The sequence below is a fragment of the Lysobacter enzymogenes genome, from assembly GCF_023617245.1.
Taxonomy (GTDB): Bacteria; Pseudomonadota; Gammaproteobacteria; order Xanthomonadales; family Xanthomonadaceae; genus Lysobacter; species Lysobacter yananisis.
Genome location: NZ_CP067396.1, coordinates 566,679 through 590,430, shown reverse-complemented (window position 1 = coordinate 590,430; position 23,752 = coordinate 566,679). Strand labels below are relative to the sequence as shown.

The following is a 23,752-nucleotide window of genomic DNA, read 5'->3' as shown; positions in this document are numbered from 1 at the left end:
TTTCTACGGAAGCTGGCGGCCTCGATTGGTTTTTTGCGCGGCCCAGGGCGCCGCGAACCGTTCTTGCGAGCCGGCCGCTCCGAGTCGTCTTTACGCAGCCTTGGCCGCCCCGCACCGTTTCTACGCGGCCTTTTCGTTCTTGCTCGCGCGTGGGCGCTGCATATCGTCGCTATCCGCCTCGACCGCGCCGGGCCGCATCCGCATCACGGCGCGACGGCCGCGCCGAACCAGCCGCGCGCCTCAGCCCTTGAAGCCGCCGCCGTCGAGGTAGGCCTGCTCCTCGGCCGTGGTCGCCCGGCCCAGCGCCGGGTTGCGGTGCGGAAAGCGGCCGAAGCGCTCGACGATCTGTTGGTGCTGCACGGCCCACTGCGCCGGATCGCTGCCGTCGGCCGACGGCGGCAGGGCGCGGTGCAGCTCGACCGAGCGCTGCTGGTCGGCGAGGTCTTCCGAATGCTCCAGCGGCAGGTAGAAGAACGGCCGCAGCGGCGCCTCGATCTTTTGGTCGTGGCCCAATTCCAGCGCGCGCCGGGCGTATTGGCGCGCCAGCGGATCGGTGGCGAAGGCATGCGCGCTGCCGCGGAACACGTTGCGCGGGATCTGGTCGAGCAGGATCAGCAACGCCAGCGCCGACTCGGCGTCGCGTTCGACCCAGTCGTCGTGCTCGCGCCGCGCCGCGGCGAAATGCGCTTCGAGGAAGCCGCTGCGGCATTGCTGGTCGAAGCGGTCGCTGCGGTCGAACCAGCGGTCGGGGCCGGCGTCGCGCCAGAACGCGACGACTTCTTGGGCGGTGACGGACATGGCGGATCCGACTTGGGGGACAGGGCCGCACCGTAGCACGAAGCCCGAAGCACGACTGTAGGAGCGGCGCGAGCCGCGACCGCGAAACCGCGCTTGCGTCGTAGGCGCGATGTCGCGGTCGCGGCTCGCGCCGCTCCTACAGGGGGAGTGCTGCGTTCGCGGCGATCAGCCGCCTTCGCCGAGCTGGGTCTCCAGCTCGTTGATCCAGGCCACGGTGATGCTTTCCATCGTCACCGCGTAGATCAGCGGCCGCACCGAGCCGGACGAATACGACTGGGCGACGAAGCGCGCGTGCTGTTCGCGGAACGCCATCCAGGCGTCGTGGACGCGCTCGAACGCGGCGCGGCCGTCGCCGTCGAGCCGGTCGCGCAGGTGCGCGACCACCGCGTCCAGGCGCGCCTGCTCGCGGCCGAGCTCGGCCACGGCCTGCTGGTTCATGTCGGCCTGGCTGACCGCGGCATCGCCCTGGTCGCGGGCGATCGCCTCGGCCTTGCCGACGTAGCTGTCGGCCACGCGCGCGGCGTGCTCGGCCTTGCCGATCAGGCGGCTCTCGAAGCGCTGCAGTTCCTCGACGCTGGTGTGCGCGCCGTCCAGTTCCTGCTTGAGCGCGAGCAACTGCTTGCCGCGCTCGATCGCGTCGACGGTGCCGCGGCGCTCGGCGATGCGTTGGATGAAGTAGAAAGCCCAGGTGAGCAGGGCGCCGATGACGGTGAAGATGAGCTGTTCCATGACCTGTCCTCCGTCGTGGAGCACAGTGTCGCGTCCGGGGGTCTCAGGCCTTCGGATGTCGCGTGTCGCGCGTCGCAAAAACCCTATAAAAATAGGGGTTTTATGACAATCAATGAAGCGTTCAGCGCGATTTCTCAGTTCCGTCGGCGCGCGTCGGCGCGGCGCCGAGCAGCGCGCGCAGGATGTCCTGCGAGCGGCGCTGGCCGTAGCCGCGGCCGTAGGCGCTGGACTGGATCGCCACCACCATGCGCAGCGACGGCACCAGGTAGAGCTTGTTGCCGCCGTTGCCCGAGGCGAACACCACCGGGACTTCGCCGGCGCCGACGCGCAGGCGCTTGCGGTACCACATGTAGCCGTACTCGTCGGCGTAGGGATCGACCGCGCCGATGCGCGCGCGCGGCGCCAGGATCGCGCGCAAGGTATCGGCGCGCACGATCTCGCGCCCCTGCCAGCGGCCGTCGTCGAGCGCCATCTGGCCGATGCGGGCGAAATCCCCCGCGCGCAGCGACAGGTTGCCCTGGCCCTTGGCGTGGCCGCCGGCGTCGCGCTGCCAGCGCCAGTGCGCGATGCCCAGCGGCGCGAACAAATGCGCGTCGGCGAACGCGTCCAGCGGCTGCCCGGTCGCGCCTTCCACGCACAGGCCGGCGAGGTACGCGGTCAGCGAGTTGTAGGCGTAGCGCGTCCCCGGCGGCTCGCGCCGCGGCGCCGACAACGCGAACGCCACGGGATCTGCGGCCTCGTCCAGGCGGTCCTCGTTGCCTGGCGACTGCGGGTTCTCGTCGTCGGCGTCCAGGCCCGAGCGCATGCTCAGCAGATCGCTCACGCGCGCGCCCGCCAGCGCCTGGCCCGCGCCGGGCAGGCAGCGCGCGGCCGGCTGATCGAAGCGCAGGCGACCGCGGTCGGCCGCGATCCCGGCCAGCAACGCGGTCACGCTCTTGCCGGCCGAACGGATGTCGTGCAACGACTGCGCGTCGTTGCCGTTGTAGTAGCGCTGCGCCGCCAGTTGCCCGTCGCGCAGCACCACCACGGCCTTGAGGTCGGCGCGGGCGTCGCCGTCCCAGCGTGACAGCACGCGCTCCAACGCCGGGTCGGCGGTCGTCTGTGCGGCAGCGGCGGCGAAGGGAACGCACAGACACAAACCAAGCAACCAGCGGGATGCGGCACGCATGCGAATGCCTCGCGTAGAGGTGGCGGGATGGGCGCGCGCGACCGGCGCGACCGCTCCGAGGACCTGCAGCATCGCCTATCGGGCCGATGCGGGCTCGTGCCGACAGTCATTGCCGTACCCGCGCCGACGCGACGGCGCGGGCCGGGGCCGCCGCGCCGCGTTCGGCGGCGCAGCGCGGCGCTTACTCGTCGAAGCGCAGGTGCCGCACCGACTTGCCGTGGCGGCGGATCAGCTTGAGCGCCTCGATGCCGACGCCGATGTGGTTGTCGACGTAGCTGGCGCTGACCTTGGCGTCGGAGGCCTCGGTCTTGACGCCCTCCGGGATCATCGGCTGGTCCGACACCAGCAGCAGCGCGCCGCAGGGGATGCGGTTGGCGAAGCCGGCGGCGAACACGGTCGCGGTTTCCATGTCGATGGCCATGCAGCGCATCGCGCGCAGCCGTTCCTTGAACGCTTCGTCGTGCTCCCAGACCCGGCGGTTGGTGGTGTAGACGGTGCCGGTCCAGTAGTCGTGGCCGAGGTCGCGGATCGTGGTCGATACCGCGCGCTGCAGCGCGAACGCCGGCAGCGCCGGCACTTCGGGCAGCAGGTAATCGTTGGAGGTGCCTTCGCCGCGGATCGCGGCGATCGGCAGCACCAGGTCGCCGAGTTCGTTCTTGCGCTTGAGCCCGCCGCACTTGCCCAGGAACAGCACCGCCTTGGGCATGATCGCCGAGAGCAGGTCCATCATGGTCGCGGCGTTGGGGCTGCCCATGCCGAAGTTGATCATGGTGATGCCGTCGGCGGTGGCGCTCGGCATCGGCCGGTCCAGGCCGACCACTTCGGCGCCGGTCAGGCGGGCGAAGGTGTGCAGGTAGCCGCCGAAATTGGTCAGCAGGACGTGGTCGCCGAACTGGTCCAGGGGCACGCCGGTGTAGCGCGGCAGCCAGTTCTCGACGATCTGTTCTTTGTCTTTCATGGGGTTTTCCCTTTTTTGTTGTTGTAGTCCGACCATTGTCGCACGGCCATGACCATCGTCAGGGTTGGCACGGTGGCGGGCGGCGGCTACGGTTCCGGGGCTGGCCCCGGCGCCAGTGCCATCGTCCGCGTTCTTCGGGGGAAACCATGTTCCGACCCTTCCTGGCCGGCTGCGGCCTGGTCTTGCTCGCCGGCGCGGTGCAGGCGGCGGCGCCCGCGCCCGCCTCGCGCTACACCCAGGACCCCTACCCCAGCACCTACAAGCCGGTCGCGTCCGGCCCGGTGCTGCTGCAAGGCGCGACCGTGCTGACCGGCACCGGCCAGCGCCTGGACGGCGCCGACGTGCTGCTGCGGGACGGCAAGATCGTCGCCGTCGGCAGCCGCCTGGACGCGCCGGGCGACGCCAGCGGCAAGTGGATCACCCCCGGCATCATCGACGTGCACTCGCACCTGGGCGTCTACCCCAGCCCGGGCGTCGGCGCGCACAGCGACGGCAACGAGATGACCAGCCCGGTCACCCCCAACGTCTGGGCCGAGCACTCGATCTGGCCGCAAGACCCGGGTTTCGCCAGCGCCCTGGCCGGCGGCATCACCTCGCTGCAGATCCTGCCCGGCTCGGCCAACCTGATCGGCGGCCGCGGGGTCACCCTCAAGAACGTGCCGGCCGGCAGCTACCAGGCGATGAAATTCCCCGGCGCGCCGTGGGGCCTGAAGATGGCCTGCGGCGAGAACCCCAAGCGCGTCTACGGCAGCCGCAACGTCTCGCCGGGCACGCGCATGGGCAACGTCGCCGGCTACCGCGCGGCCTTCATCGACGCCAGCGAGTACCTGCGCAAGACCACGCCCAAGGCCGCCAAGCCGGCGAAGAAACGCTGGTGGCAGAGTTCCAGTGCGCCGGCCGCGAGCGACAGCGAAAAGGACACCGGCGGCAAGCGCGACCTCAAGCTCGACACCCTGGCCGGCGCGATCAAGGGCGACATCCTGGTCCACATCCACTGCTACCGCGCGGACGAGATGACCACCATGCTCGACCTGGCCAAGGAGTTCGGCTTCAAGGTCAGCGCCTTCCACCACGGCGTGGAGGCCTACAAGATCGCCGACCGGCTCGCCGCCGAAAACGTCTGCGGCGCGCTGTGGGCCGACTGGTGGGGCTTCAAGATGGAAGCCTTCGACGGCATCCAGGAAAACATCGCCATCGTCGACCGCCCGGCCAACAGCTGCGCGATCGTGCATTCGGATTCGGAAGAAGGCATCCAGCGGCTCAACCAGGAAGCGGCCAAGGTGATCGCGCACGCGCGCCTGGCCGGGATCGAGATCGCGCCGGAACGCGCGATCCGCTGGCTGACCCAGAACCCGGCCAAGGCGCTGGGCATCGGCGAACGCACCGGCACCCTGGAGGCCGGCAAGATGGGCGACGTGGTGGTGTGGAACGGCAATCCCTTCAGCGTCTACGCCAAGGCCGAGCAGGTCTATATCGACGGCGCGCGGGTCTACGACCGCAACGATCCCTCGCGCCAGCCCAAGTCGGACTTCATGCTCGGCCAGCCGGCCGCGCAGGGCGCGGCGGCGGGAGGCGTGCGATGAGCCGCTTTGATCGCGCTGCCGCGACATTTCCCCGCACCGTCGTTCCGGCGAAAGCCGGAATCCATTTTGCCGTTGCTTCTGAAATAGACGGGGACGCACGGCATGCGGCGAGCGCGAAAACAAAATCAAAATGGATTCCGGCTTTCGCCGGAATGACGGCTGGGGTTTTCGCCGGCGCGACGGCTGAGGCTTTCGCCGGGACGACGGGAACGGGAACGGGAACGGCGATGGGAGTCGCGATGTCCAATCCACGCAACGCGCGCCTCGCCCGCACCGCCCTCGCCGCCGCGCTGCTGTGCGCCAGCTTCGCCGCGTCCGCGCAGAACCTGCTGATCCGCAACGCCACCGTCCACACCGCCAGCGCGCAAGGCTCGCTGGAGAACGCCGACGTGCTGGTGTCCGGCGGCGTGGTGCGCGCGGTCGGCAAGGGCCTGAGCGCGCCGGCCGGCGCGCAGGTGATCGACGCGGCCGGCAAGCCGGTCACGCCGACCTTGTTCGGCGGCATCACCGAGATCGGCCTGGAGGAAGTCTCCGGCGAGAAGTCCACGGTCGACCAGACCGTCGCGCTCGGCGCCGACACCAAGGAAATGACGGTCCGGCCGGAGTTCGACGTGACCTTGGCTTACAACCCCGATTCGGTGCTGATCCCGGTGACCCGGATCGAAGGCATCGGCTGGACCCTGCTCGGCGCCGGCACCGCCACCGGCGGCTCCATCGTCGCCGGCCAGGGCGGCGTCGAACGCCTCGACGGCGGCGCCGACCCGATCGGCCCGCGCGTGCTGTTCGTGCGCCTGGGCAAGGACAGCCTCGGCCTGAGCGGCAGCTCGCGCGCAGCGCAGTGGATGATCCTCGACCAACTGATCGACGAAACCCGCGGCCGCATTACCCCCGACCACCACGCCGCGCTGCTGACCCCGGCCGGCCGCGCCGCGCTGCAGAAGTATTTCGGCGGCGGCGGCCGGATCGTGTTCGGCGTCGACCGCGCCGCCGACATCCGCCAGCTGCTGCGCTGGTCGTCCAAACACCAGTTGCGCATCGCCATCGCCGGCGGCGCCGAAGCCTGGCGGCTGGCGCCGCAGCTGGCCGCGGCCAAGGTGCCGGTGTTCGTCAATCCGCTGTCGAACCTGCCCAGCGATTTCGATCAGGTCGGCGCCAGCATGGAGAACGCCGCGCGCCTGCGCGCCGCCGGCGTGGCGGTGGGCTTCAGCGAAGGCGGCGCCTCGCACAACGCGCGCAAGGTGCGCCAGCTGGCCGGCAACGCGGTCGCCGCCGGGCTGCCTTGGGCCGACGGCCTCGCCGGGCTGACCCGGGTGCCCGCGGAAGCCTTCGGCGTGGCCGGCGACGTCGGCGCGATCGCCCCGGGCAAGCGCGCCGACCTGGTGCTGTGGAGCGGCGATCCGCTCGACGTCGCCAGCGTCGCGCTGCAGGTGTGGATGGACGGCCGCGCGATCCAGATGCGCAGCCGCCAGACCGAGCTGCGCGATCGCTACCTACATCCGGACAACGGCCTGCCGCGCGCGTATCCGCTGCCGGCGGGGCGCTGAAGCGGCCGCGGCCGGCGCCCTCGGCGTTGGCCGCGTTGCGCGCGGCGCGGCGGGCGACCGCGCCGATTCGGCGATTCAACGATTCGCAGGATTTGCCTACGCGCCGCGACGCCCGGCTCAGGCCTGCGCGTCCGGCGTTCCCGTCTTCGTTCCCGTCTTCGTTACCTGCTGCGGCGAGCGCGGCGGCCGCGGCGCCAGATACGCCGCTGCGCAGGCGCTGACCACATACGCCACCGCCAGCGCGAAGGCGAACCGCAGCGGGAACAGATTGGTCAGCCCCGCTTCCGGCCGCGGGTTCCAATCCGCGCTGCCGAACTGCCAGGTGAAACAGGCGCAGAAGGCGGCCACCGCCACGGTGTTGGCCATCCACGCCGCGCGCCGCTGCGAGCGGACCCGGCGCCGCAGCGCGACGAAGCCGATCAGCCACGCGGCGAGCACGATCGCGATCAGCGCCAGTCCGGACGGAAACGCGATCGCGGTATCGGTCACGCTGCCGGGTACCCGCTTGCCCAGTTGCCAGACGAGCGTGGTGGAAAGCGCCCACAGGAACGGCAGGGCGAAGGACAGCAGCAACGCTGCGGTCGAAGCGATGCGCGAATCGCGAATGCGCGCGGCGAGGGTTGCGGTCATGCCGGGCACAATGCCCGACGCCGGCCCGCGGCGATAGCCCGCCGCGCGCGCCTGACGCGCTCGCCTGACGCGCTCGCCTGACGCGCTCGCCTGACGCGCTCGCGCGAGCGCCGCCGTGCAACGCGCCGCCTACACCCACGCCGCCCATGCCCGCGCCGCGAACGCCCCGTCCCGCCGCCACGGCGTATGCTTGCCGCACGGCGCGCCACGCCGTCGCGCGCCCGCCGCGCATGGACCGGCGCCCGCCTCACGCAACCGCCTCACGCACCGTCTCCGGAGCCCCGCATGAACGTCCCGCTCGACCAGGTCAACTGGCTCGCCATCGCCGCCGCCACCGCGTCTTCGTTCGTCCTCGGCGGGCTGTGGTACGGGCCCCTGTTCAAGAAAACCTGGTGCCGCGAGGCCGGGGTCGATCCGGACGCCAAGCCCGCCCACGCCGGCCGCGTGTTCGCCACCGCGATCGTCTGCGCGCTGCTGTCGGCGACCATCTTCGCCGCGCTGATGCCGCCGCAGGCCACCGCGGTCGACGGCTTCGGCGTCGGTTTCGTGGTCGGCCTGTTCTTCGTCTCGATGAGCTTCGGCATCAACTACGCCTTCGCCGGCCGCAGCCTCAAGCTGTGGATGATCGACAGCGGCTACCACATCGTCCAGTTCGTCCTCTACGGCGCGATCCTCGGCGCCTGGAAATAAGGAGCATGCGATGAGCGCCCCCGCGCTGCGTTGGTACTTCGATTTCATCTCGCCGTTCGCCTACCTGCAGTGGCAACGGGTGCGCGCGCTCGCCGCGCAGCGGCCGGTCGCGCTGGTGCCGGTGGCGTTCGGCGCGGTGCTGGCCGCGCACAGCCACAAGGGTCCGGCGGAAATCCCGGGCAAGCGCGAGTTCACCTATCGCCACGTGCTGTGGCAGGCGCGGCGCGCGGGCGTGCGCCTGCGCTTCCCGCCGGCGCATCCGTTCAATCCGCTGGCGTCGCTGCGCCTGAGCGTGGCCGCCGGCAACACGCCCGAGGCGGTGGAGGCGATCTTCGACTGGATCTGGGGCCAGGGCCGCGAAGGAGACAGCGTCGAGGCGCTGGGCCCGGTCGCGGCCGGCCTGGGCGTGCCGGCCGAGGCGCTCGCCAGCGAGTCGGTGAAGACCGCATTGCGCGCGAATACCGAAGCGGCTCTGCTTGCCGGTGTATTTGGCGTGCCCACGCTGAGCATCGGATCAGACCTGTTCTGGGGCAACGATGCACACGATTTCGCCCTTGACGCGCTGCAACATCCGGAAATGCTTGAAGATCCCGAAATGCAGCGGCTGCTGCAGTTGCCCATCGGAGTGCAGCGCCGGGCCTGAATGAACGCCCGACCGTCGCCGGCCTGCGTGAGTGCGCGGCCGGTGTCGCCGCGGGTATGCTGCCGGTCACATTCGATAGCCACGCGCCAAGAACCCGGGGGGGGACCCATGCGCATTGGAATCGTCGTCGACTCCGCTTGCGACCTGCCGCTGGAGTATCTCCAGCAGCACCACATCCACCTGCTGCCGATCACCGTTCGCATCGGCCAGGCCGTGCTGGCCGACCACCGCAACGAAGAGGCCACCCTGCAGTTCCTGCAGGCGCACCTGGCCGAACGCGGCTTCGAGGCCGAAACCACGCCGTTCACCGTGCAGCAGGTGCGCGACCTGTTCGTGAGCCAGCTGGCGATCGACTACGACTACGTGTTCTGCATGACGATCACCAAGACCCGCAGTCCGGTGTTCGAGAACGCCAACCAAGCCAGCTTCGCCATCCTCAACGACTACAAGCCCGTGCGCAGCGCCGCCGGCTTCAACACGCCGTTCTCGCTGCGGGTGATCGACACCTTGAACCTGTTCGCCGCGCAGGGCGTCACCGCGGTCGAGGCGGTGCGCATGCGCGCGGCCGAGGAGCCGCCGCCGAAGATCCGCGCGCGGCTGGAGCAACTGGTCAACGCCACCCACGGCTATCTGATCCCGCGCGACCTCAACTACCTGCGCGCGCGCACCCGCCATCGCGGCGACCGCAGCGTGAGTTTCCTCAGCGCGACCCTGGGCACCGCGCTCGACATCAAGCCGGTGCTGCACTGCAACCGCGGCGAGACCGGCCCGATCGCCAAGATCAAGACGTACGAGGCCGCGGCGCAGAAGCTGCTGGAGTTCGCCGCGCGGCGGGTGAGCCGCAACGAGCTGCTGACACCGACCGTGTGCCTGAGCTACGGCGGAGAACTCGCCGAACTGCGCGCCCTGCCCGGCTACCAGACCTTGCGCCTGGCCTGCGAACAGCACGGCGTGGAATTGTTCGAGAGCCTGATGAGCCTGACCGGCATGGTCAACATCGGCAAGGGCGCGCTGGCGCTGGGGCTGGCGACCGAACAGGCGGCCTGGGACGGCTGAGCTGTGGGAGGGCCTTCAGGCCCGATGCTGTTGTTCCAGACTGCGGCGACCTGAGCGAAGAGCGTCGGGCCTGAAGGCCCTCCCACGACAGCGGCGGCCCCGTTCCAGATCGCGGCGATCGGACCGGAAAGCGTCGGGCCTGAAGGCCCTCCCACAACAGCGGCGGCCCCGCATCGCGGCGAACAGGACTTCCAGCCCAGGCCCGCACCACGCGCGCCGGGTTAGCCTGCGGGACTGTCCGTCCCAGGTATCCGCTCCATGCCCAGCCACCGCCTGCTCGCCCTCGCGCTCGCCAGCGCGCTCGCCGCTCCGGTCTTCGCCCAGACGCCGCCGCCGGCGCCCCAGGACAAATCAGGCCAGGATGCCGACAAGCCCGCCGCCCAGCTCGAACAGGACGCGCTCAAGCCCGCCGGCACCGACCCGGCGCGCGCGCCGGCGGCGACCGCCAAGGGCGCGGCCAAGGCCGGCGACAAGGACGAGAAGAAGTGGGACGTCAACGCCGCCCACGGCCCGACCAAGACCATCGCCTTCGACACCGACGAAGGCACCTGGATGGACCTGGACGTGTCGCCCGACGGCCGCGAGATCGCCTTCTCCCTGCTCGGCGACATCTACCTGCTGCCGATCGGCGGCGGCCAGGCCAAGCGCATCAGCCAAGGCCCGGCCTGGGACGTGCAGCCGCGCTACTCGCCCGACGGCCGCCAGATCGCGTTCACCTCCGACCGCGGCGGCGGCAACAACCTGTGGCGGATGAGCCGCGACGGCGCCAACCCGGTCGCGGTGACCAAGGAAGACTTCCGCCTGCTCAACAACCCGGCGTGGACGCCCGACGGCCAGTACCTGATCGGCCGCAAGCACTTCACCGGCGAGCGTTCGCTCGGCGCCGGCGAGCTGTGGATCTACCACGCCGCCGCGGGCGGCGGCGGCCTGCAGCTGACCAAGCAGAAGAACGACCAGCAGGACCTCGGCGAGCCGGCGGTGTCGCCGGACGGCCGCTACGTGTACTTTTCCGAGGACGTCACCGGCGGCCCGAGCTTCCAGTACAACAAGAACCCGCACGACACCATCTACGCGATCAAGCGCCTGGACCGCCAGACCGGCAAGACCGCGACGGTGATCGACACCGCCGGCGGCGCGGTGCGCCCGCAGCCCTCGCCCGACGGCAAGTCGCTGGCCTTCGTCAAGCGCATCCGCGAGAAGTCGGTGCTGCACGTGCTCGACCTCGCCAGCGGCGAATCGCGGCCGGTGTGGGACGGGCTCTCGCACGACATGCAGGAAGCCTGGGCGATCTTCGGCCCCTACGCCAATTTCGCCTGGACCCCGGACTCCAGGTCGGTGGTGATCTGGGCGCAGGGCAAGCTGTGGCGCGTGGGCATGGCCGACGGCAAGCCGGCGCAGATTCCGTTCAGCGCCCACGTCGAACAGACCGCGGCGCAGGCGCTGCGCTTCGAACAGAAACTCGACGCCGGCCGCTTCGACCCGAAGATGATCCGCGACGTCGCCACCAGCGCCGACGGCAAGACCCTGATCTTCCACGCGGTCGGCCAGCTGTGGCGCAAGCGCCTGCCCGACGGCCGGCCCGAACGCCTGACCGGCAACGACAACCTCTACGAATACCAACCCAGCTTCAGCGCCGACGGTTCCAAGCTGCTCTACACGACGTGGTCGGACGCCGCGCTCAGCGCGATCTACGTCACCGGCGCGGGCGGCGGCGGCGGCAAGCGCCTGACCCAGGACAAGGGCTTCTTCTACAGCCCGCGCTTCTCGCCGGACGGGCGCCGCATCGTCTACGCCAAGACCGGCGGCGGCGGCCTCACCGGCAGCCTGTGGTCGGTCGACCGCGGCATCTACGTGATGAGCGCCGACGGCGGCAAGCCCACGCGCGTGGCCGCCAGCGGCGAGTCGCCGCAGTTCAGCGCCGACGGCAGCCGCGTGTATTACCTCACCGGCGGCGGGCTGAAGAAGAAGCTGATGTCGGTCGGCTTGAACGGCGAGGACGAGCGCGAAGTCTTCAACCTCAAGTACGTCGATTCGATCAGCCTCAGCCCCGACGGCAAGTGGGTCGCGTTCACCGAACTGTTCAACGCCTATGTCGCGCCGATGATGACCGGCACCGGCTCGGTCGAACTCAGCCGCGACAGCAAGGCGCTGCCGGTGGCGCCGGTCAGCGCCGACGTCGGCAGCTACCTGCACTGGTCGGCCGATTCCAGTTCGCTGCACTGGATGGTCGGCAACCAGTACCACTCGCGCGCGCTCAACCACGCCTTCGCGTTCCTGCCGGGCGCGCCGGCCAGCATCGCCAAGCCGTCGGCCGAGGAGCGCGGCATCGCGGTCGGGCTGGAGGTGCCGGTCTACGCGCCGAAGGACACCGTCGCCTTCACCCACGCGCGGGTGGTGACCATGCGCGATGCGGACAAGGCGCAGGAAGTGATCGAGGACGCGACCGTGGTGGTGCGCGGCAACGAGATCGTCGCGGTCGGTCCGAGCGCGTCGACCGCGGTGCCGGCCGGCGCGCGCAGCATCGACGCCAGCGGCAAGACCATCCTGCCGGGCTACATCGACGTGCACGCGCACGCCGCGCACTTCGGCCAGGGCGTGGTGCCGCAGCAGAACTGGGCGTACTACACCAACCTCGCGTTCGGCATCACCACCATGCACGACCCCTCGGCGACCACCGAATTCGTTTTCTCCGAATCCGAACTGGTCAAGGCCGGCAAGATGGTCGGCCCGCGCGTGTTCTCGACCGGCACGATCCTGTACGGCGCCGACGGCGACTTCAAGGCGGTGGTCAACTCGCTCGACGACGCGCGCAGCCATCTGCGCCGGATGAAGGCCAACGGCGCGTTCTCGGTCAAGAGCTACAACCAGCCGCGGCGCGAGCAGCACCAGCAGATCAACCAGGCCGCGCGCGAGCTCGGCATGCTGGTGGTCGAGGAAGGCGGCTCGACCTTCAACCACAACCTGCCGATGATCCTCGACGGCGCCACCGGCATCGAGCACAACATCCCGGTCGCGCCGCTGTACAAGGACGTGGTCGAGCTGTGGCGGCAGACCGACGTGCGCAACACCCCGACCCTGGTGGTCAGCTACGGCGGCCTGTCGGGCGAATACTGGTGGTACGCGCGCGACAACGTCTGGGAGGACAAGAAGCTCAACCGCTTCTTCCCGCGCGAGACGCTCGACGCGCGCTCGATCCGCCGCGAGACCGCGCCGGATTGGGATTACTGGCATGTGCAGGTGTCCAAGTCGGTCAAGAAGCTGCGCGACGCCGGGATCAAGATCCAGGTCGGCGGCCACGGCCAGTTGCAGGGGCTGTCGGCGAACTGGGAAATCTGGATGCTGACCCAGGGCGGCATGAGCAACTTCGAGGCGCTGCGCGCGGCGACCATCGACGGCGCCGATTACCTCGGCCTGTCTAAGTCGCTGGGCTCGCTGGAGCCGGGCAAGAAGGCCGACCTGGTGGTGCTCAACAGCAATCCGCTGGAAAACATCCGCGCCACCATCGACACCCGCTACGTGATGGTCGACGGGCGTTTGTTCGACGTCGACGCGGACATGGCCGAGATCGGCAACCAGGCCGAGAAGGCGCCGTTCTTCTACTGGCAGCGCCACCGCGACGGCCGCACCTTCGGCGCCGAGTACGGGCCGACCTCGGTCTGCCATTGCCCGAAGGGGCACGGGCCGCACCAGGCGCACGATCACGACGAGGAGTAAGCCTCGCCGTGGTCGGGACGGCATCGCCGCGCGCGATCGGCGTGCGCGATCGGCGCGCGCGGCGGCCGCTCAGGCCATCGCCACGGTCTCGCGCTGCATCAACGCATCGAGACAGGCGAGGATCGCCGCGCCGCCGTCGCCGGGCGCGGCCGCGGCGATATGCGCATCGGGCCGGACCAGGAGCATCCCGTCCGGGTACGGCAACTCGGGCGATTCGGGCGACTCGGGCGCGTCGATCCGGATCGTCTGGACGAACGCCGGCAACCCCACCGGCGCGCGGCAATCGCCGAACAGCAGCAAGGCGAAGCGCCGGTAATCCAGCAACGAATAGACCCGCACCAGGGCGTCGCCGCGGCGGACCATGAAATCCAGCAGGCGCTTGCCGCAGATGGCGTCGCCATCGACGGCGGCGTCGCCGTAGGCGATGCCCATGCCGGTGATGTAGCCGGCGCGCCGCTCGACGATCTTCACGTAGTCCTGCGCATGGGTATTGCCGCTGGAGTACTTGGTCGAATGCACCAGCTGGCTCGAGGTCTCCACCACGCCCAGGGCGACCGGCTTGCGCTCGTCCTGGTAGCTCGCGAGCAGGCTCTGCGGGGCGCCGTGGCGCAACACCAGGTGCATCTTCCAGATCAGGTTGAACGCATCGGCCAGGCCGGTGTTGAGGCCTTGGCCGCCGTTGACGGAATGGATATGGCAGGCGTCGCCGGCCAGGAACAGCCGGTTGTCCACCGCATAGCGCTCGGCCACCGCCTCCTTGACCGAGAACCGCGAGAACCACGCCACCTCGCTGAAACGCAGCGTGTGCGGGCGCATCGCCCGGTTGATCTTGGCCACCGCCTGCTCGAAGCTGAATTCCTGGGTGTCCATGCGTACGTAGAAGCGATCCAGGTCGCCCTCGCGCGGAATCCAGGCCACGTCGGAGGTCTCCGCCTGGAACACGATGATCTCCGGCACCTTGGCGAAGTCGGTCTCGACGACCCCGTCGATCACCGCCCAGATCAGCTGCGGCCGGCGGATCTCGAAGCCGATGCCGAAGGCCTCGCGCAGCGGCGAGCGCGAGCCGTCGGCGCCGATGACGAAGCGCGATGCGAGCGTCCGTCCGTCCGACAGCCGCGTCAGGCAGCCGCGTTCGCCGAGTTCGGCCTGTTCGACCGCGGTATCGCGCAGCACCGGCGCGCCCAGCGCTTTCAGCCTGTCGTCGAGCAAGCGTTCCAGGTGGGACTGCCCGAGCATCAGGAAGTGCTTGTGGAAACAGCCGTCCAGCGCCTTCCACCAGGCCGACTGGCGCGAGACGAAGGCGCCGTCGGCCCACACCGAACTGGTGTCGCAGGTCTTGCCCTGCGGGTACAGCGCGTCGAACAGGTCGGCGATCTCCAGCAGCTGCAGCGTGCGCGCGTTGAGCGCGTCCGCCCGTCCGGCTTCGAGCGGCCCCGCGGTCTTGTCCACGATCGCCGTGCGCAAGCCGCAGCGCTGCGCGAGGTAGGCGCACAGCAACCCGACCGGTCCGGCGCCGGCGATGACGATGTCGGTCTCGTCAAAGCTCATTCGTAAGCCACCAAATGCGGATTGTCGAGCGGCGGATCGCCGAGCACGTGCACGCGGCGCAGGTGCCGCGGCGCGCCGCTGACGAAGCCCTCGCGGCCGTGCAGCAGGGTGTAGTTGTCGGTGACCACCACGTCGCCGTCCTGCCAGGCGTGCGCGTACAGGTTCTGCGGCGCGTACAGCGCCTCGTGCAGGCTGCGGTGGAATTCGCCGAGTTCGTCCGGCTCGACGCCGACGAACTCCAGGTCGGGCCGGTTGACGAAGCCGGCCGCGTCGGCGGCGGGCGGCTCGTTGTAGCGGATCACCGGGAATCCGCGCACCGGGTGCGCGGTCACCACCGGCGCGATGGTCTTGCTGTCGTAGAACTCCATCTTGCGCCGATAGACCCCGGTCGCGCGGCTCCACAGCGAGCGCAGGCCGGGCGCGGCGCGTTCGAGCGCGCCGGCGGTGTCGGAAAACGTCGTGCGTCCGCCCTGCGCCGCCGCGGGCGCGCTGACGCAGTGGAAGACCTGGAACTCCGGCACCTGCTTGCGGTACATGCCGTCCCAATGCAGCGGCACGTACTTGTTGTCGAAGATGTGGTCCTCGGGCGCCTCGTGCTCGACCAGTTCGAGCACCTTGCCGAACGGCCACAGGCTGACTTCGCCCCAGCCTTCGCAATAGTCGGCGAAATCCTCCGCCCCGGCGAACGCGCCGAAGCCGCGCAGCGCCAGCAGGCGATGGCGGCGAACGTGCTCGCGCAGCTCGGCGATCGGCAGCTCGCGCACATCGACCGCGCCGCCCGCGGGCCGCAGCATCAGGCCGAACGGCTGCATCGGCGACATCTGGTAGTTCACTTCGACTCCTTCGCGCCGCAGGCGGCGCCCGTGGGGTGGCGCGGCGGCGCCGCGCGCAGGACGTAGTGGCTCGGCCGGCCGTCGCGGAACACCATCTGCGCGCCCGCCGCCTCGGCTTCGCGCCGCTTGATCAAGGTGAAGTTCCCGTTCGCCAGCGCGGCGACGCCGTGCCACGGCGTCAGCCATTCGTCCGCGGTCGCCATCATGTGGATGCCGATCTTGCCGCTGCCGCAGCCCTGCGGATGGATCGACAGCCGCACCGCATCGGGAAACTGTCCCGCCAGCAGCCCGTCCCAGGCCTTGCTCCGCTGCACCACGTGATAGGCGCGCTCGCGGCAGAGCTTCTGCAGCGCGGTGCGGCTGATGCCGAGGTCGGGACGCAGCGCGTCCTCGAACAGGAAGCGGGTGATGCCGCAATAGATCTGCCGCGCTTCGCCGCCGGCGCGCACCGCCGCGCGCAAGTCGTCGAGCGGCCGGCCGTGGCGCGCCATCAGGCGCGAGCGCATCTCGGCGAAGTCGCAGCCGGGGAACAAGTCGTCCAGGTTGAAGGTGCTCAGCGCCTCCAGCCGCAGTTCTTCGATGATCGACTCGATTCCGCGCTGGTACGCGGTGACGTCCGGTTCGTGCAGTCCGACCGCGTCGCTGAAGACGCGACCGTCCGAACACAGGATCAGCCGCGCACCGGGCGCATGGCGCTCGCCGATCTTCCGGCACAGCGTATTGAGGAAGGTCAGCGATGCGCGCTCGGCCATGTCCGGCATCGGGCCGAGCACCTTGGCCGGGTTCGGCGACTTGCCCGGGAACGACGGCAGGATGAAAACGATCGGCTGCGCACGCTCCACCGCCCTGGCGACGCGATCCAGATGCGGCCGCACGCAGGCGTCGGAACACAGCGCGCCCTTGCAGGCGCACCGCGCCGGACTGCGCCGATGCTTCATGACTTCGGCGAGTATCCTCGCCGCATGTTCGCGAACGGATGGATCGGACATGGCGCCTCGCACTGACTGGCTTCGACATGCGTCGAGTCGCCCCGACATGTATCGATAACGCGACGAACCCGCCGGACCCTACATCAATTCTTTCGCGATCTTCGTTGCCGTTGCGGGTTTGTGACTGCCCGCATTCTTCTTATTGCACCTCGTCGCGATGCGCGCGCCATCGACGACGCGATGCGATCGCTTCGTGGTGCGGCGCTGCATGCGATCGCGCGCACAAGATTCTTCGACGACCGAAAAAGCCGCGCTTTTCCGATGCGACGCTTGCGCGACTGCGTCATGCACAAGCCGTGAAACCTTAAGCACTTTCGTACGAATCCGTACGAATGCATCGATGCGATTCCGATGCAAGGGCCGCCAGACATGAGCGATGCGTCGCGCTTTCGCGCCCGCGCGCCGCCAGCGGCCGCATCCAGAACAGATGCGGCCGCGATGGAGTTCGCCTCACGTGCGATGCGGTGGCTCGCGTCGTGCGGCCGGATCGGCCGCGCGCGCGCTCAGGCCGCCGCGTCGCGGCGCAACGCCGGCCACGCGCGCAGCCGCCGCAGCGCTTCGTCGAGCACGGCCTCGGCCTGCACCAGCGCGATCCGCACCCGGCCCGCGCCGCCCGGGCCGAAGCCGCTGCCGGGAGCGACCAGCACGCCGGTGGCGTCGAGCAGGGCTTCGACGAAGTCCAGATCGTCGCCGTCGAAACCCGGCGGCAGCGGCGCCCACAGGAAGAAGGTCCCGTGCGAGGGCGCGATCCGCCAACCCAGCGCGGCGGCGCCGTCGACGAAGCGGCGCATGCGCGCGGCGTAGACGGCGCTGTTGCGCGCGGCGATGGTTTCCAGCTCGTCGAGCATCTCCGCGGCCACGCATTGCAGCGGCAGGAAGGTGCCGAAGTCGGCGTTGAACTTGGCCGCGCGGATCTTCGCCACCAACGCCGGCGCGCCGGCAGCGAAGCCGATGCGCCAGCCGGCCAGGCCGCAGGATTTGCTCAGGCTGTGCAGTTCCAGCACCCGCTCCAGTGCGCCCGGCGCCGGCAACGCGGCGCCGCCGAGCACGCCGCCGCGCGGCGGCTCGAACGCGATCTCGGCGTAGGCGCGGTCGATCAGCACGTACAGGTCGTGGCGCCGGGCGAAGTCCAGCACCTCGTCGAGCTTGGCCGGCGACAGCGCGATGCCGGTCGGATTGCTCGGCGAGCAGATCACCAGCACCCGCGCGCCGTGCAGTTGCTCGGCGCGGATCGACTCCAGCCGCGGCTGGCCGCGCTCGTCGCAGGCGAACAGTTCCACCCGCGCGCCGAGCAGACGCGCGGTGCTCTGGTAGACGGTGTAGGACGGATCGGGCATCAACACCGCCTCGCCGGGCTTCAAGCAGGCGAACAGGCTGTGGAAGATGCCCTCCTTGGAGCCGAGCAAGTCGATGACGTGGCGCTGCGGATCCAGCAGCGCCGGCGCGCCGGCCGGCAGGAAGCGGCGCTGGTAGTAGGCGGCGAAGCGCTCGCGCAGGCGCTGGTTGAGGTCGGCGCGGAATTCGCCGTAGCCGTGCAGGTCGTCGCGGCCGACGTAGTGCTGCAGGCGTTCGCGCCAGCGCCGCTCGGGGGCGAGATCGGGATTGCCGATCGACAGGTCCAACAGCGGCGCGCCGGCGAAACCGGGCGCGTCCTGGCGCGCGCGGTGGCGCTCGGCCAGGGTCTTGAGCAAGGCGAAAGCATCGCGCGGCGCGGACTGCGCCGGCGCGGGGTCGGTCATCGGGTTCATGGCGGCGATTCCGGATTCGGGGAGTGACGATCAGCGAATGGGTTTTTCGAACGCGCTCGCGCTCAGCGCGCGCGGCTGCGCGCGCAGCCGGGCCTGGAAGTCGTGGAACTGCGCCGCGATCAGCGCCACCGCGCGATCCCATTGCGCGTCGCTGCGTTGCTGCATCGGATACAGCAGGAAGCCGGTGGTGACCGCATCGGGATCGTTGTCGATGCGATAGCCCGGCACGATGCTGAACAACGGCAGGTCGTAGCCGGCGTTGACCCGGTCCCAACACTCCTGCATGAAGCCCAGGGCGAGGTCCTGCCGCGACGGCGCCAGCGCCAGCAGGTCCGGCGCGAACGGCGCCTCGAACACCAGCTCCCAGCCGAGGCTGGCGCGGTTGAGCACGCGGAACAGGCCGTGGCGCTGCAGCGCGTCGGCGAGCGCGTCGCGCGCCTGGTGCAGGCCGGCGAGGTAGTCGCCGTAACCGGCGCGGCCGAGCCGGCGCAGGTTCATCCACGCCGCCAGGATGCCTTGTCCCGGCCGCGAGTTCTCGAAGGTGTAGCGGTAAGCGCGGAACTGGCCGTACTGGAAATCCTGTTCGCCGTAGCGATAACTGCCGTCGCCGAGTTCGTCCATGAAGCGGCGGTCGCGGGCGACGAAGAAACTGCTCGCGTACGGGCACAGGCCGTCCTTGTGGAAATCCACGCCGAGCGAATCGAAGCCGTCGACGCCACGCAGACGGCGCAGCACTTCGGCGATGCGCGCGCGGCTGCGCGGATCGGGCACGCGCTCGCGCAGTTGCGCTTCGTCGGCGTCGAGCAGGCTCAGGTACAGCCAGCCGATCACGCTGTCCAGGTGCAGGTAGGGCCGCGCGGGCAGCTTGCGTTCGCGCGCGAACGCTTCGGCGATCTCGCGCACCTCGCGCGCGTCTTCGCAGTTGAAATTGATCGTGGTGCCGCCGCAGCACACGATCGCCGCGACCCGGCGCCCTTGCGCGTGCTGTTCGTCGAGCATGCGCCGCAGCGCCTCGGGCCGCATGCGTCCGTCGCTGCCGCTGGGCACGCGCAGGCAACGGCCCGAGCCCAGGCCGAGCAGGCTGGCGGCGTGCTCGACGCAGTAGTGCGCGCCTTCGCTGCACAGAATCACCAGATCGCGCGGCAGGCCGTCGCGGATCGACTCCGGCGCGATCCGGCTCAGCGCCGACTTGATCGCGTACATGATGGTGAACTTGCCGCCGTTGCAGGAGATCCCCATCGCCTGCGGCCAGCCGGCCCAGCGTCCGATCTTGCGCGCGACCTGCTGCTCGATCAGCAGCGCTTCGCCGCCGAACGCGTCCATCAGGCTGTTGGCGTTGTAGGCGGTGGCCAGCCAGGCCGCGGCGGTGGCTTCGACGCTGGGCTCGGGCACCATGTTGAACAGCGAATGCGGCGATTGCGGACGGATCGCGCCGCGGAAGTAGCGCGCGGCCTCGTCGAGCAGCGCCGCCTCGGCGGCCGGCGCATCGTCGTCGCCGCGCTCGAGCTCCTCCAGGTAAGCGAACGCGCGCGCCGGATACTTCGGCCCCAGCGCGGCGCGCGCGTCCGGCGCGAGCGCCAGTTCCGGCAAGGCGGCGAGATCGGCGCGCGCGCGCCGTTGCACGTGGCGGTCCAGTTCCAGGGTGCGCTCGATCAGCGCTTGCATGCGTTCCGGCGCAGCGGGCGCGGCCGCGGCTTCGGTTCGGGGCGGCAGGGCGAGGCGTTGCAGCATGGTCATGACGGTGTCTCCGGTTGCACGGCGGGAAGATCGGCCGCAGCCGCCGGCGCCGCCGCGGCCGTGCCGCGGCGCCACGCCAACCCGGCCAGGCCGGAACAGAACAGAGCGATGCCGAACCACTGCGCGGGCGCGATCGGCGCGCCCAACCACCAGCGCGCGTACAGCGCCGCGGCCGGCACTTCGACCAGCGCGAACACCGTCGCCAGCATCGGTCCGCCGAGCGCGATCGCGCGCACGTACAGCACGTCGGCGAACACGGTCGGGATCAGGATCAACGCCGCGATCCACAGCCACGCAGGGACGTCCGACAGCGCCGGCCACGCGGCCGGCGCGGCGCCGGACAGCGGCGCGAGGCACGCCGCGCCGAGGCCTAGGCTGAAACTCACCACCACCCAGGTGTCGAGCGGACCGAGCGCGCGCGCGAAGATCGGGAACAGGCCGTAGCACAGGCCCGACAACAGGCCCCAGGCGACGCCGGCATACCACGGCGCGGCGAACAAGCCGGCGGCAGCGGGTTCGCCGCGGCCGCACAGCACGCTCAGCGCCAACCCCGACAACGCGAGCAGCACCAGCCGCCACGCCGCGCCGTCGAGGCGTTCGCCGAAACACAGGCGGTCGATCGCGGCGGTGAACAGCGGCCCCATGCACAACAGCACGATCGCGAGACTGCTGCCGGCGCCGTCGACCGCGGCGGAGAACGACACGCTGCCCAGCGCCTGGCAGACCGCGCCGATCGCCGCCAGCCAAGCCCATTGGCGCATGCTCAACGCGCGCACCCGGCGCAGCGCCAGCGCGGCCAGCAAGGTGATCGCGAACGCGCCCCCCAGGCGCAGCAGCGCCAGTTGCGCCGCGCCCAAGCCGTAACCGAGCAGCGCGCGGGTGATGAGTCCCAGCGATCCCCACAGCGTGCCGGCGGCGAGCGCCAGCGCGATGGCCGCCAGCGGCGCGCCCGCGCGGGTTGCGGTGATCATGAATTACGTCCTTGTAGAACGGCGGCCCGGGGCCGCGCATCGGCCGCGCAGTGTCGTGCGCGCCCGTCTCAACGGTTGCGCGGGCAATCACAGATCCACCGGCCGACAGGGTCGGCAAACGCGGCGCATGACGGGCTTTGGAATTCAGGATCGCTTAGGCGCGGTCCTTCGACCCCATTCACGCCCGACCCATGCGTCGCTCATTAATCTGAACGCGCCCACTCACCGAGAGATGCGAATGGCCACCCGTTACTTCCTCAGCATTCCCGACGCCGACCGCGCCCGCGGCAGCGATGCCGATCTGTCCTTCACCGCGATCAGCTCGGAGGGCTTCGCTGCGCAGTTGCAGGACGCGCTGCGCAGCGATGCGCTGTTCGAGCGCTGGCGCGCCAAGCAGCCCGATCCGGACGAGGTCGATCCCAGCCTCGGTGCGACCGATCCCAACGCCACCGTCGTCGGCGAACAACGCGACCTGCGCATGGACCTGACGGTGGTGACCGCGCTGTCGGGCACCGTGCTCAAGCACCGCCTACGCCTGCTCGCCGGCAGCGGCTGGGAACTGCGCGACGTGACCGCGGCCTGAGCCGCCCGCGGCGGCGGGGCGTGCGCTACTCCGCCGTCTCGAACGGTTCGTCCGACAAGACCAGCAGCGCCTGCGCCATCGCCGCGATGTCCTCGCGCATGACCAGGCGCCGCAACCAGGCTTCGGGAATGCCCTGCACGCCGTAGAACGCGCCGGCGACCTGTCCGCAGATCGCCGCGGTGGTGTCGGCGTCCTCGCCGAGGTTGGCCGCGCGCAGGATCGCGGCCTCGAACGAGTCGGTGTGCAGGAAGCACCACAACGCGGCTTCCAGCGATTTGACGCTGTAGCCGCTGCCGCGGATTTCGTCCTCGCGCTTGCCGGCGTAGCCGCGCGCGTGGATCGCGGCGACTTTTTCGCTTTGCGGCGGCGGCATCGCCGGCGTCAGCACGGCGTCCTTGCCGGCGCCCATCAGCGCCGCGCGCACTTGGCTGGCGAACAGGCGCGAGCAATCCAGCGCCTCGGCCGCGCCGTGGGTGGTGCGGGTGGATTCGGCGGCGTAGCGGCGCAGGCGCTCGGGATCGCGCCGCCACAGCATCGGCACCGGCGCCAGCCGCATCAGCGCGCCGTTGCCGGCCGCGCGCGGGCCGGGATCGCCGGCGTAAGGATCGCCGCTGCGCAGGTAGCGGTCCAACGCGGCGCTCACCGTCGCGCCGATGTCGAAACACTCGCCGTTGCTGCTGAGATAACCGTGCGCGCGCCAGTTGCAATAGCGGTTCATCTGGTCGCGCGGATCGAAGCCGCGGCAATGCAGCAGGCTCGCGCCCAGGCACAGCGCCATCGAGGTGTCGTCGGTCCATTCGCCCGCGCGCAGGCCGAACGGGCCGCCGCCGGTCATGTCGGTCAGCGGCGCGAAATCGCCGCGCGCCTTGAATTCCACGGTGGTGCCGACCGCGTCGCCGCAGGCCAGGCCGAGCAGGCAGCCGAGGTAGCGTTCGCTCAGGTCGGGGCGCGCGGCGACGGCGTTCATGCGTCGGGCGACTCCAGGTTCTCGTAGCACTCCGGCACGAAGCGCGGGGTGCAGATCGCCAGGAACATCAGGTCGTCGTCGCCGAGGTTGGCGATGCGCTGCGCGGCGCCGGCGGGAATGAAGACGGTATCGCCCGGGCCGACTTCGGCCGGCGCGAGGCCCTCGACTTCGATGCGGCCGCGGCCGGTGTGGATCAGATAGCGCTCGGCGGTGCCGCGCAGGCGGTGCAGCTGCGTGGTCGTGCCCGGCGCGACGCGGATGCGGGCGATCGAGGCCTGCGCGTCGTCGGGCGAGTTCCAGTGTTCGACCACGTGGCAGCGTTCGCTGAGGTAGAACTCGGTCGGTTCGTCGCGGCGGACGATGCGCGGCTCGGTCATGGTTCGCGTTCGGTCGGGGCGGGAGCGCCGAGTCTAGCGCTGCCGGGCGGCAGCCAGTCCGACGTCGATCCGGCACCCGCCGCGCCGCGCCAGCCGGCACTGCGCGACGACTGCGGCGATCGCCGCCAACCACTCGATCCAGGCCGCTGCCGAACCCATGCCGGCGCCGCTCCGCGCGCCCTGTCGCAGGGCATCGCGGCCAGTATCGCGCCGCCGGCGGCGCGCGCCCAGGCGGCGCCCGCGCGGGCGCGGATCAGACGCCGACGCCGTGCGGCTGGACCACGCCGGTGGCGATGCCCACGACCACCAGCGCGATCAGCGCGATGGAGAAGCCGATGCGCCGGGTCAGCGCGTTGACGGTGCGTTTGCTGGTGCCCTTGTCGACCAGCATGTAATACAGGCCCGCGCCGAGGTTGTAGACGATCACGGCGAGAAACGCGGCGACGAACAGCAGTTTCATGGTGCGACCTTGCCCGGGTGGGCGAT

The 23,752-nt window shown here is 70.4% G+C and carries 22 protein-coding genes and 1 pseudogene; 8 read left to right on the top strand and 15 right to left on the bottom strand.

Annotation, left to right across the window (positions count from 1 at the left end; translation table 11 throughout):
- Positions 1–240 precede the first annotated feature (240 nt).
- The 4 genes from JHW41_RS02415 to JHW41_RS02400 all read right to left on the bottom strand — a co-directional run bounded on the left by JHW41_RS02415 (position 241) and on the right by JHW41_RS02400 (position 3,653).
- A complete protein-coding gene (locus JHW41_RS02415) occupies positions 241–798 on the bottom strand; it encodes a DUF924 family protein (RefSeq protein WP_250448898.1) in 558 nt (185 codons plus the stop codon).
- A gap of 165 nt (positions 799–963) precedes the next feature.
- Entirely contained in the window at positions 964–1,527 is a 564-nt protein-coding gene (locus JHW41_RS02410) for a lysozyme inhibitor LprI family protein (RefSeq protein WP_057949324.1), read from the bottom strand.
- A 121-nt stretch (positions 1,528–1,648) separates the two neighbouring features.
- Positions 1,649–2,599, bottom strand: coding sequence for a serine hydrolase domain-containing protein (locus JHW41_RS02405; protein WP_250448897.1), 951 nt, complete (start codon positions 2,597–2,599; stop codon positions 1,649–1,651).
- 277 nt (positions 2,600–2,876) lie between these two features.
- The gene (locus tag JHW41_RS02400) at positions 2,877–3,653 is read right to left on the bottom strand and encodes an AMP nucleosidase (protein WP_057949325.1); all 777 of its coding nucleotides are present in this window, start codon (positions 3,651–3,653) and stop codon (positions 2,877–2,879) included.
- A gap of 146 nt (positions 3,654–3,799) precedes the next feature.
- On the opposite strand from JHW41_RS02400, the gene JHW41_RS02395 reads away from it, so the two are divergent.
- Both JHW41_RS02395 and JHW41_RS02390 read left to right on the top strand, forming a co-directional pair.
- Positions 3,800–5,236 carry an amidohydrolase gene (locus JHW41_RS02395; protein WP_250448896.1) on the top strand — a complete coding sequence of 479 codons (1,437 nt, stop codon included), beginning with the start codon at positions 3,800–3,802 and terminating at the stop codon, positions 5,234–5,236.
- 239 nt (positions 5,237–5,475) lie between these two features.
- A complete protein-coding gene (locus JHW41_RS02390; RefSeq protein ID WP_428995445.1) occupies positions 5,476–6,780 on the top strand; it encodes an amidohydrolase family protein in 1,305 nt (434 codons plus the stop codon).
- Positions 6,781–6,897: 117 nt separating this feature from the next.
- Here the strand turns inward: JHW41_RS02390 and JHW41_RS02385 are convergent, their stop codons facing one another.
- Positions 6,898–7,419: a hypothetical protein gene (locus JHW41_RS02385; RefSeq protein ID WP_250448894.1), complete on the bottom strand. Its 522-nt coding sequence runs from the start codon at positions 7,417–7,419 to the stop codon at positions 6,898–6,900.
- 276 nt (positions 7,420–7,695) lie between these two features.
- On the opposite strand from JHW41_RS02385, the gene JHW41_RS02380 reads away from it, so the two are divergent.
- From JHW41_RS02380 to JHW41_RS02370, 3 genes are all read left to right on the top strand, one after another.
- Complete coding sequence (locus JHW41_RS02380; RefSeq protein WP_250448893.1) at positions 7,696–8,100, top strand: DUF1761 domain-containing protein; 405 nt, start codon at positions 7,696–7,698, stop codon at positions 8,098–8,100.
- 10 nt (positions 8,101–8,110) lie between these two features.
- The gene (locus JHW41_RS02375) at positions 8,111–8,743 is read left to right on the top strand and encodes a 2-hydroxychromene-2-carboxylate isomerase (RefSeq protein ID WP_078996913.1); all 633 of its coding nucleotides are present in this window, start codon (positions 8,111–8,113) and stop codon (positions 8,741–8,743) included.
- Positions 8,744–8,851: 108 nt separating this feature from the next.
- Positions 8,852–9,799, top strand: a complete 948-nt coding sequence (locus tag JHW41_RS02370) for a DegV family protein (RefSeq protein WP_078996914.1) — start codon at positions 8,852–8,854, stop codon at positions 9,797–9,799.
- A gap of 14 nt (positions 9,800–9,813) precedes the next feature.
- On the opposite strand, the pseudogene JHW41_RS26240 reads toward JHW41_RS02370, so the two are convergent.
- Positions 9,814–9,954: pseudogene (locus JHW41_RS26240) on the bottom strand (DUF6053 domain-containing protein); the annotation flags it as partial.
- On the opposite strand from JHW41_RS26240, the gene JHW41_RS26235 reads away from it, so the two are divergent.
- Positions 9,908–10,024: a DUF6053 domain-containing protein gene (locus tag JHW41_RS26235; RefSeq protein ID WP_425606422.1), complete on the top strand. Its 117-nt coding sequence runs from the start codon at positions 9,908–9,910 to the stop codon at positions 10,022–10,024. The pseudogene JHW41_RS26240 and the gene JHW41_RS26235 overlap by 47 nt on opposite strands.
- 33 nt (positions 10,025–10,057) lie before the next feature.
- Positions 10,058–13,513, top strand: coding sequence for an amidohydrolase family protein (locus JHW41_RS02365; RefSeq protein ID WP_250448892.1), 3,456 nt, complete (start codon positions 10,058–10,060; stop codon positions 13,511–13,513).
- Between the two features lie 69 nt (positions 13,514–13,582).
- Here JHW41_RS02365 and JHW41_RS02360 read toward each other — a convergent pair whose 3' ends face one another.
- The 6 genes from JHW41_RS02360 to JHW41_RS02335 all read right to left on the bottom strand — a co-directional run bounded on the left by JHW41_RS02360 (position 13,583) and on the right by JHW41_RS02335 (position 21,339).
- Positions 13,583–15,061 (bottom strand): FAD-binding protein, encoded by a 1,479-nt coding sequence (locus JHW41_RS02360; RefSeq protein WP_250448891.1) that lies wholly within the window; start codon positions 15,059–15,061, stop codon positions 13,583–13,585.
- Entirely contained in the window at positions 15,058–15,894 is an 837-nt protein-coding gene (locus tag JHW41_RS02355) for a TauD/TfdA dioxygenase family protein (protein WP_250448890.1), read from the bottom strand. Before JHW41_RS02355 ends, JHW41_RS02360 begins: the two co-directional genes overlap by 4 nt.
- Entirely contained in the window at positions 15,891–16,931 is a 1,041-nt protein-coding gene (locus tag JHW41_RS02350; RefSeq protein WP_250448889.1) for an L-tyrosine/L-tryptophan isonitrile synthase family protein, read from the bottom strand. The genes JHW41_RS02355 and JHW41_RS02350 overlap by 4 nt, the downstream gene beginning before the upstream one ends.
- 455 nt (positions 16,932–17,386) lie before the next feature.
- The gene (locus JHW41_RS02345; protein ID WP_250448888.1) at positions 17,387–18,631 is read right to left on the bottom strand and encodes a pyridoxal phosphate-dependent aminotransferase; all 1,245 of its coding nucleotides are present in this window, start codon (positions 18,629–18,631) and stop codon (positions 17,387–17,389) included.
- Between the two features lie 30 nt (positions 18,632–18,661).
- A complete protein-coding gene (locus JHW41_RS02340; RefSeq protein WP_250448887.1) occupies positions 18,662–20,368 on the bottom strand; it encodes a pyridoxal phosphate-dependent decarboxylase family protein in 1,707 nt (568 codons plus the stop codon).
- Entirely contained in the window at positions 20,365–21,339 is a 975-nt protein-coding gene (locus JHW41_RS02335) for a DMT family transporter (RefSeq protein ID WP_250448886.1), read from the bottom strand. The genes JHW41_RS02340 and JHW41_RS02335 overlap by 4 nt, the downstream gene beginning before the upstream one ends.
- A gap of 238 nt (positions 21,340–21,577) precedes the next feature.
- Between JHW41_RS02335 and JHW41_RS02330 the strand changes: the two genes are divergently transcribed.
- Complete coding sequence (locus JHW41_RS02330) at positions 21,578–21,922, top strand: hypothetical protein (RefSeq protein WP_057949335.1); 345 nt, start codon at positions 21,578–21,580, stop codon at positions 21,920–21,922.
- Positions 21,923–21,947: 25 nt separating this feature from the next.
- Here JHW41_RS02330 and JHW41_RS02325 read toward each other — a convergent pair whose 3' ends face one another.
- From JHW41_RS02325 to JHW41_RS02315, 3 genes are all read right to left on the bottom strand, one after another.
- A complete protein-coding gene (locus tag JHW41_RS02325) occupies positions 21,948–22,889 on the bottom strand; it encodes an ADP-ribosylglycohydrolase family protein (protein ID WP_250448885.1) in 942 nt (313 codons plus the stop codon).
- Positions 22,886–23,266, bottom strand: a complete 381-nt coding sequence (locus JHW41_RS02320; protein WP_057949337.1) for a cupin domain-containing protein — start codon at positions 23,264–23,266, stop codon at positions 22,886–22,888. Before JHW41_RS02320 ends, JHW41_RS02325 begins: the two co-directional genes overlap by 4 nt.
- 253 nt (positions 23,267–23,519) lie before the next feature.
- Complete coding sequence (locus JHW41_RS02315; protein ID WP_057949338.1) at positions 23,520–23,726, bottom strand: twin transmembrane helix small protein; 207 nt, start codon at positions 23,724–23,726, stop codon at positions 23,520–23,522.
- Between the last annotated feature and the right edge of the window lie 26 nt (positions 23,727–23,752).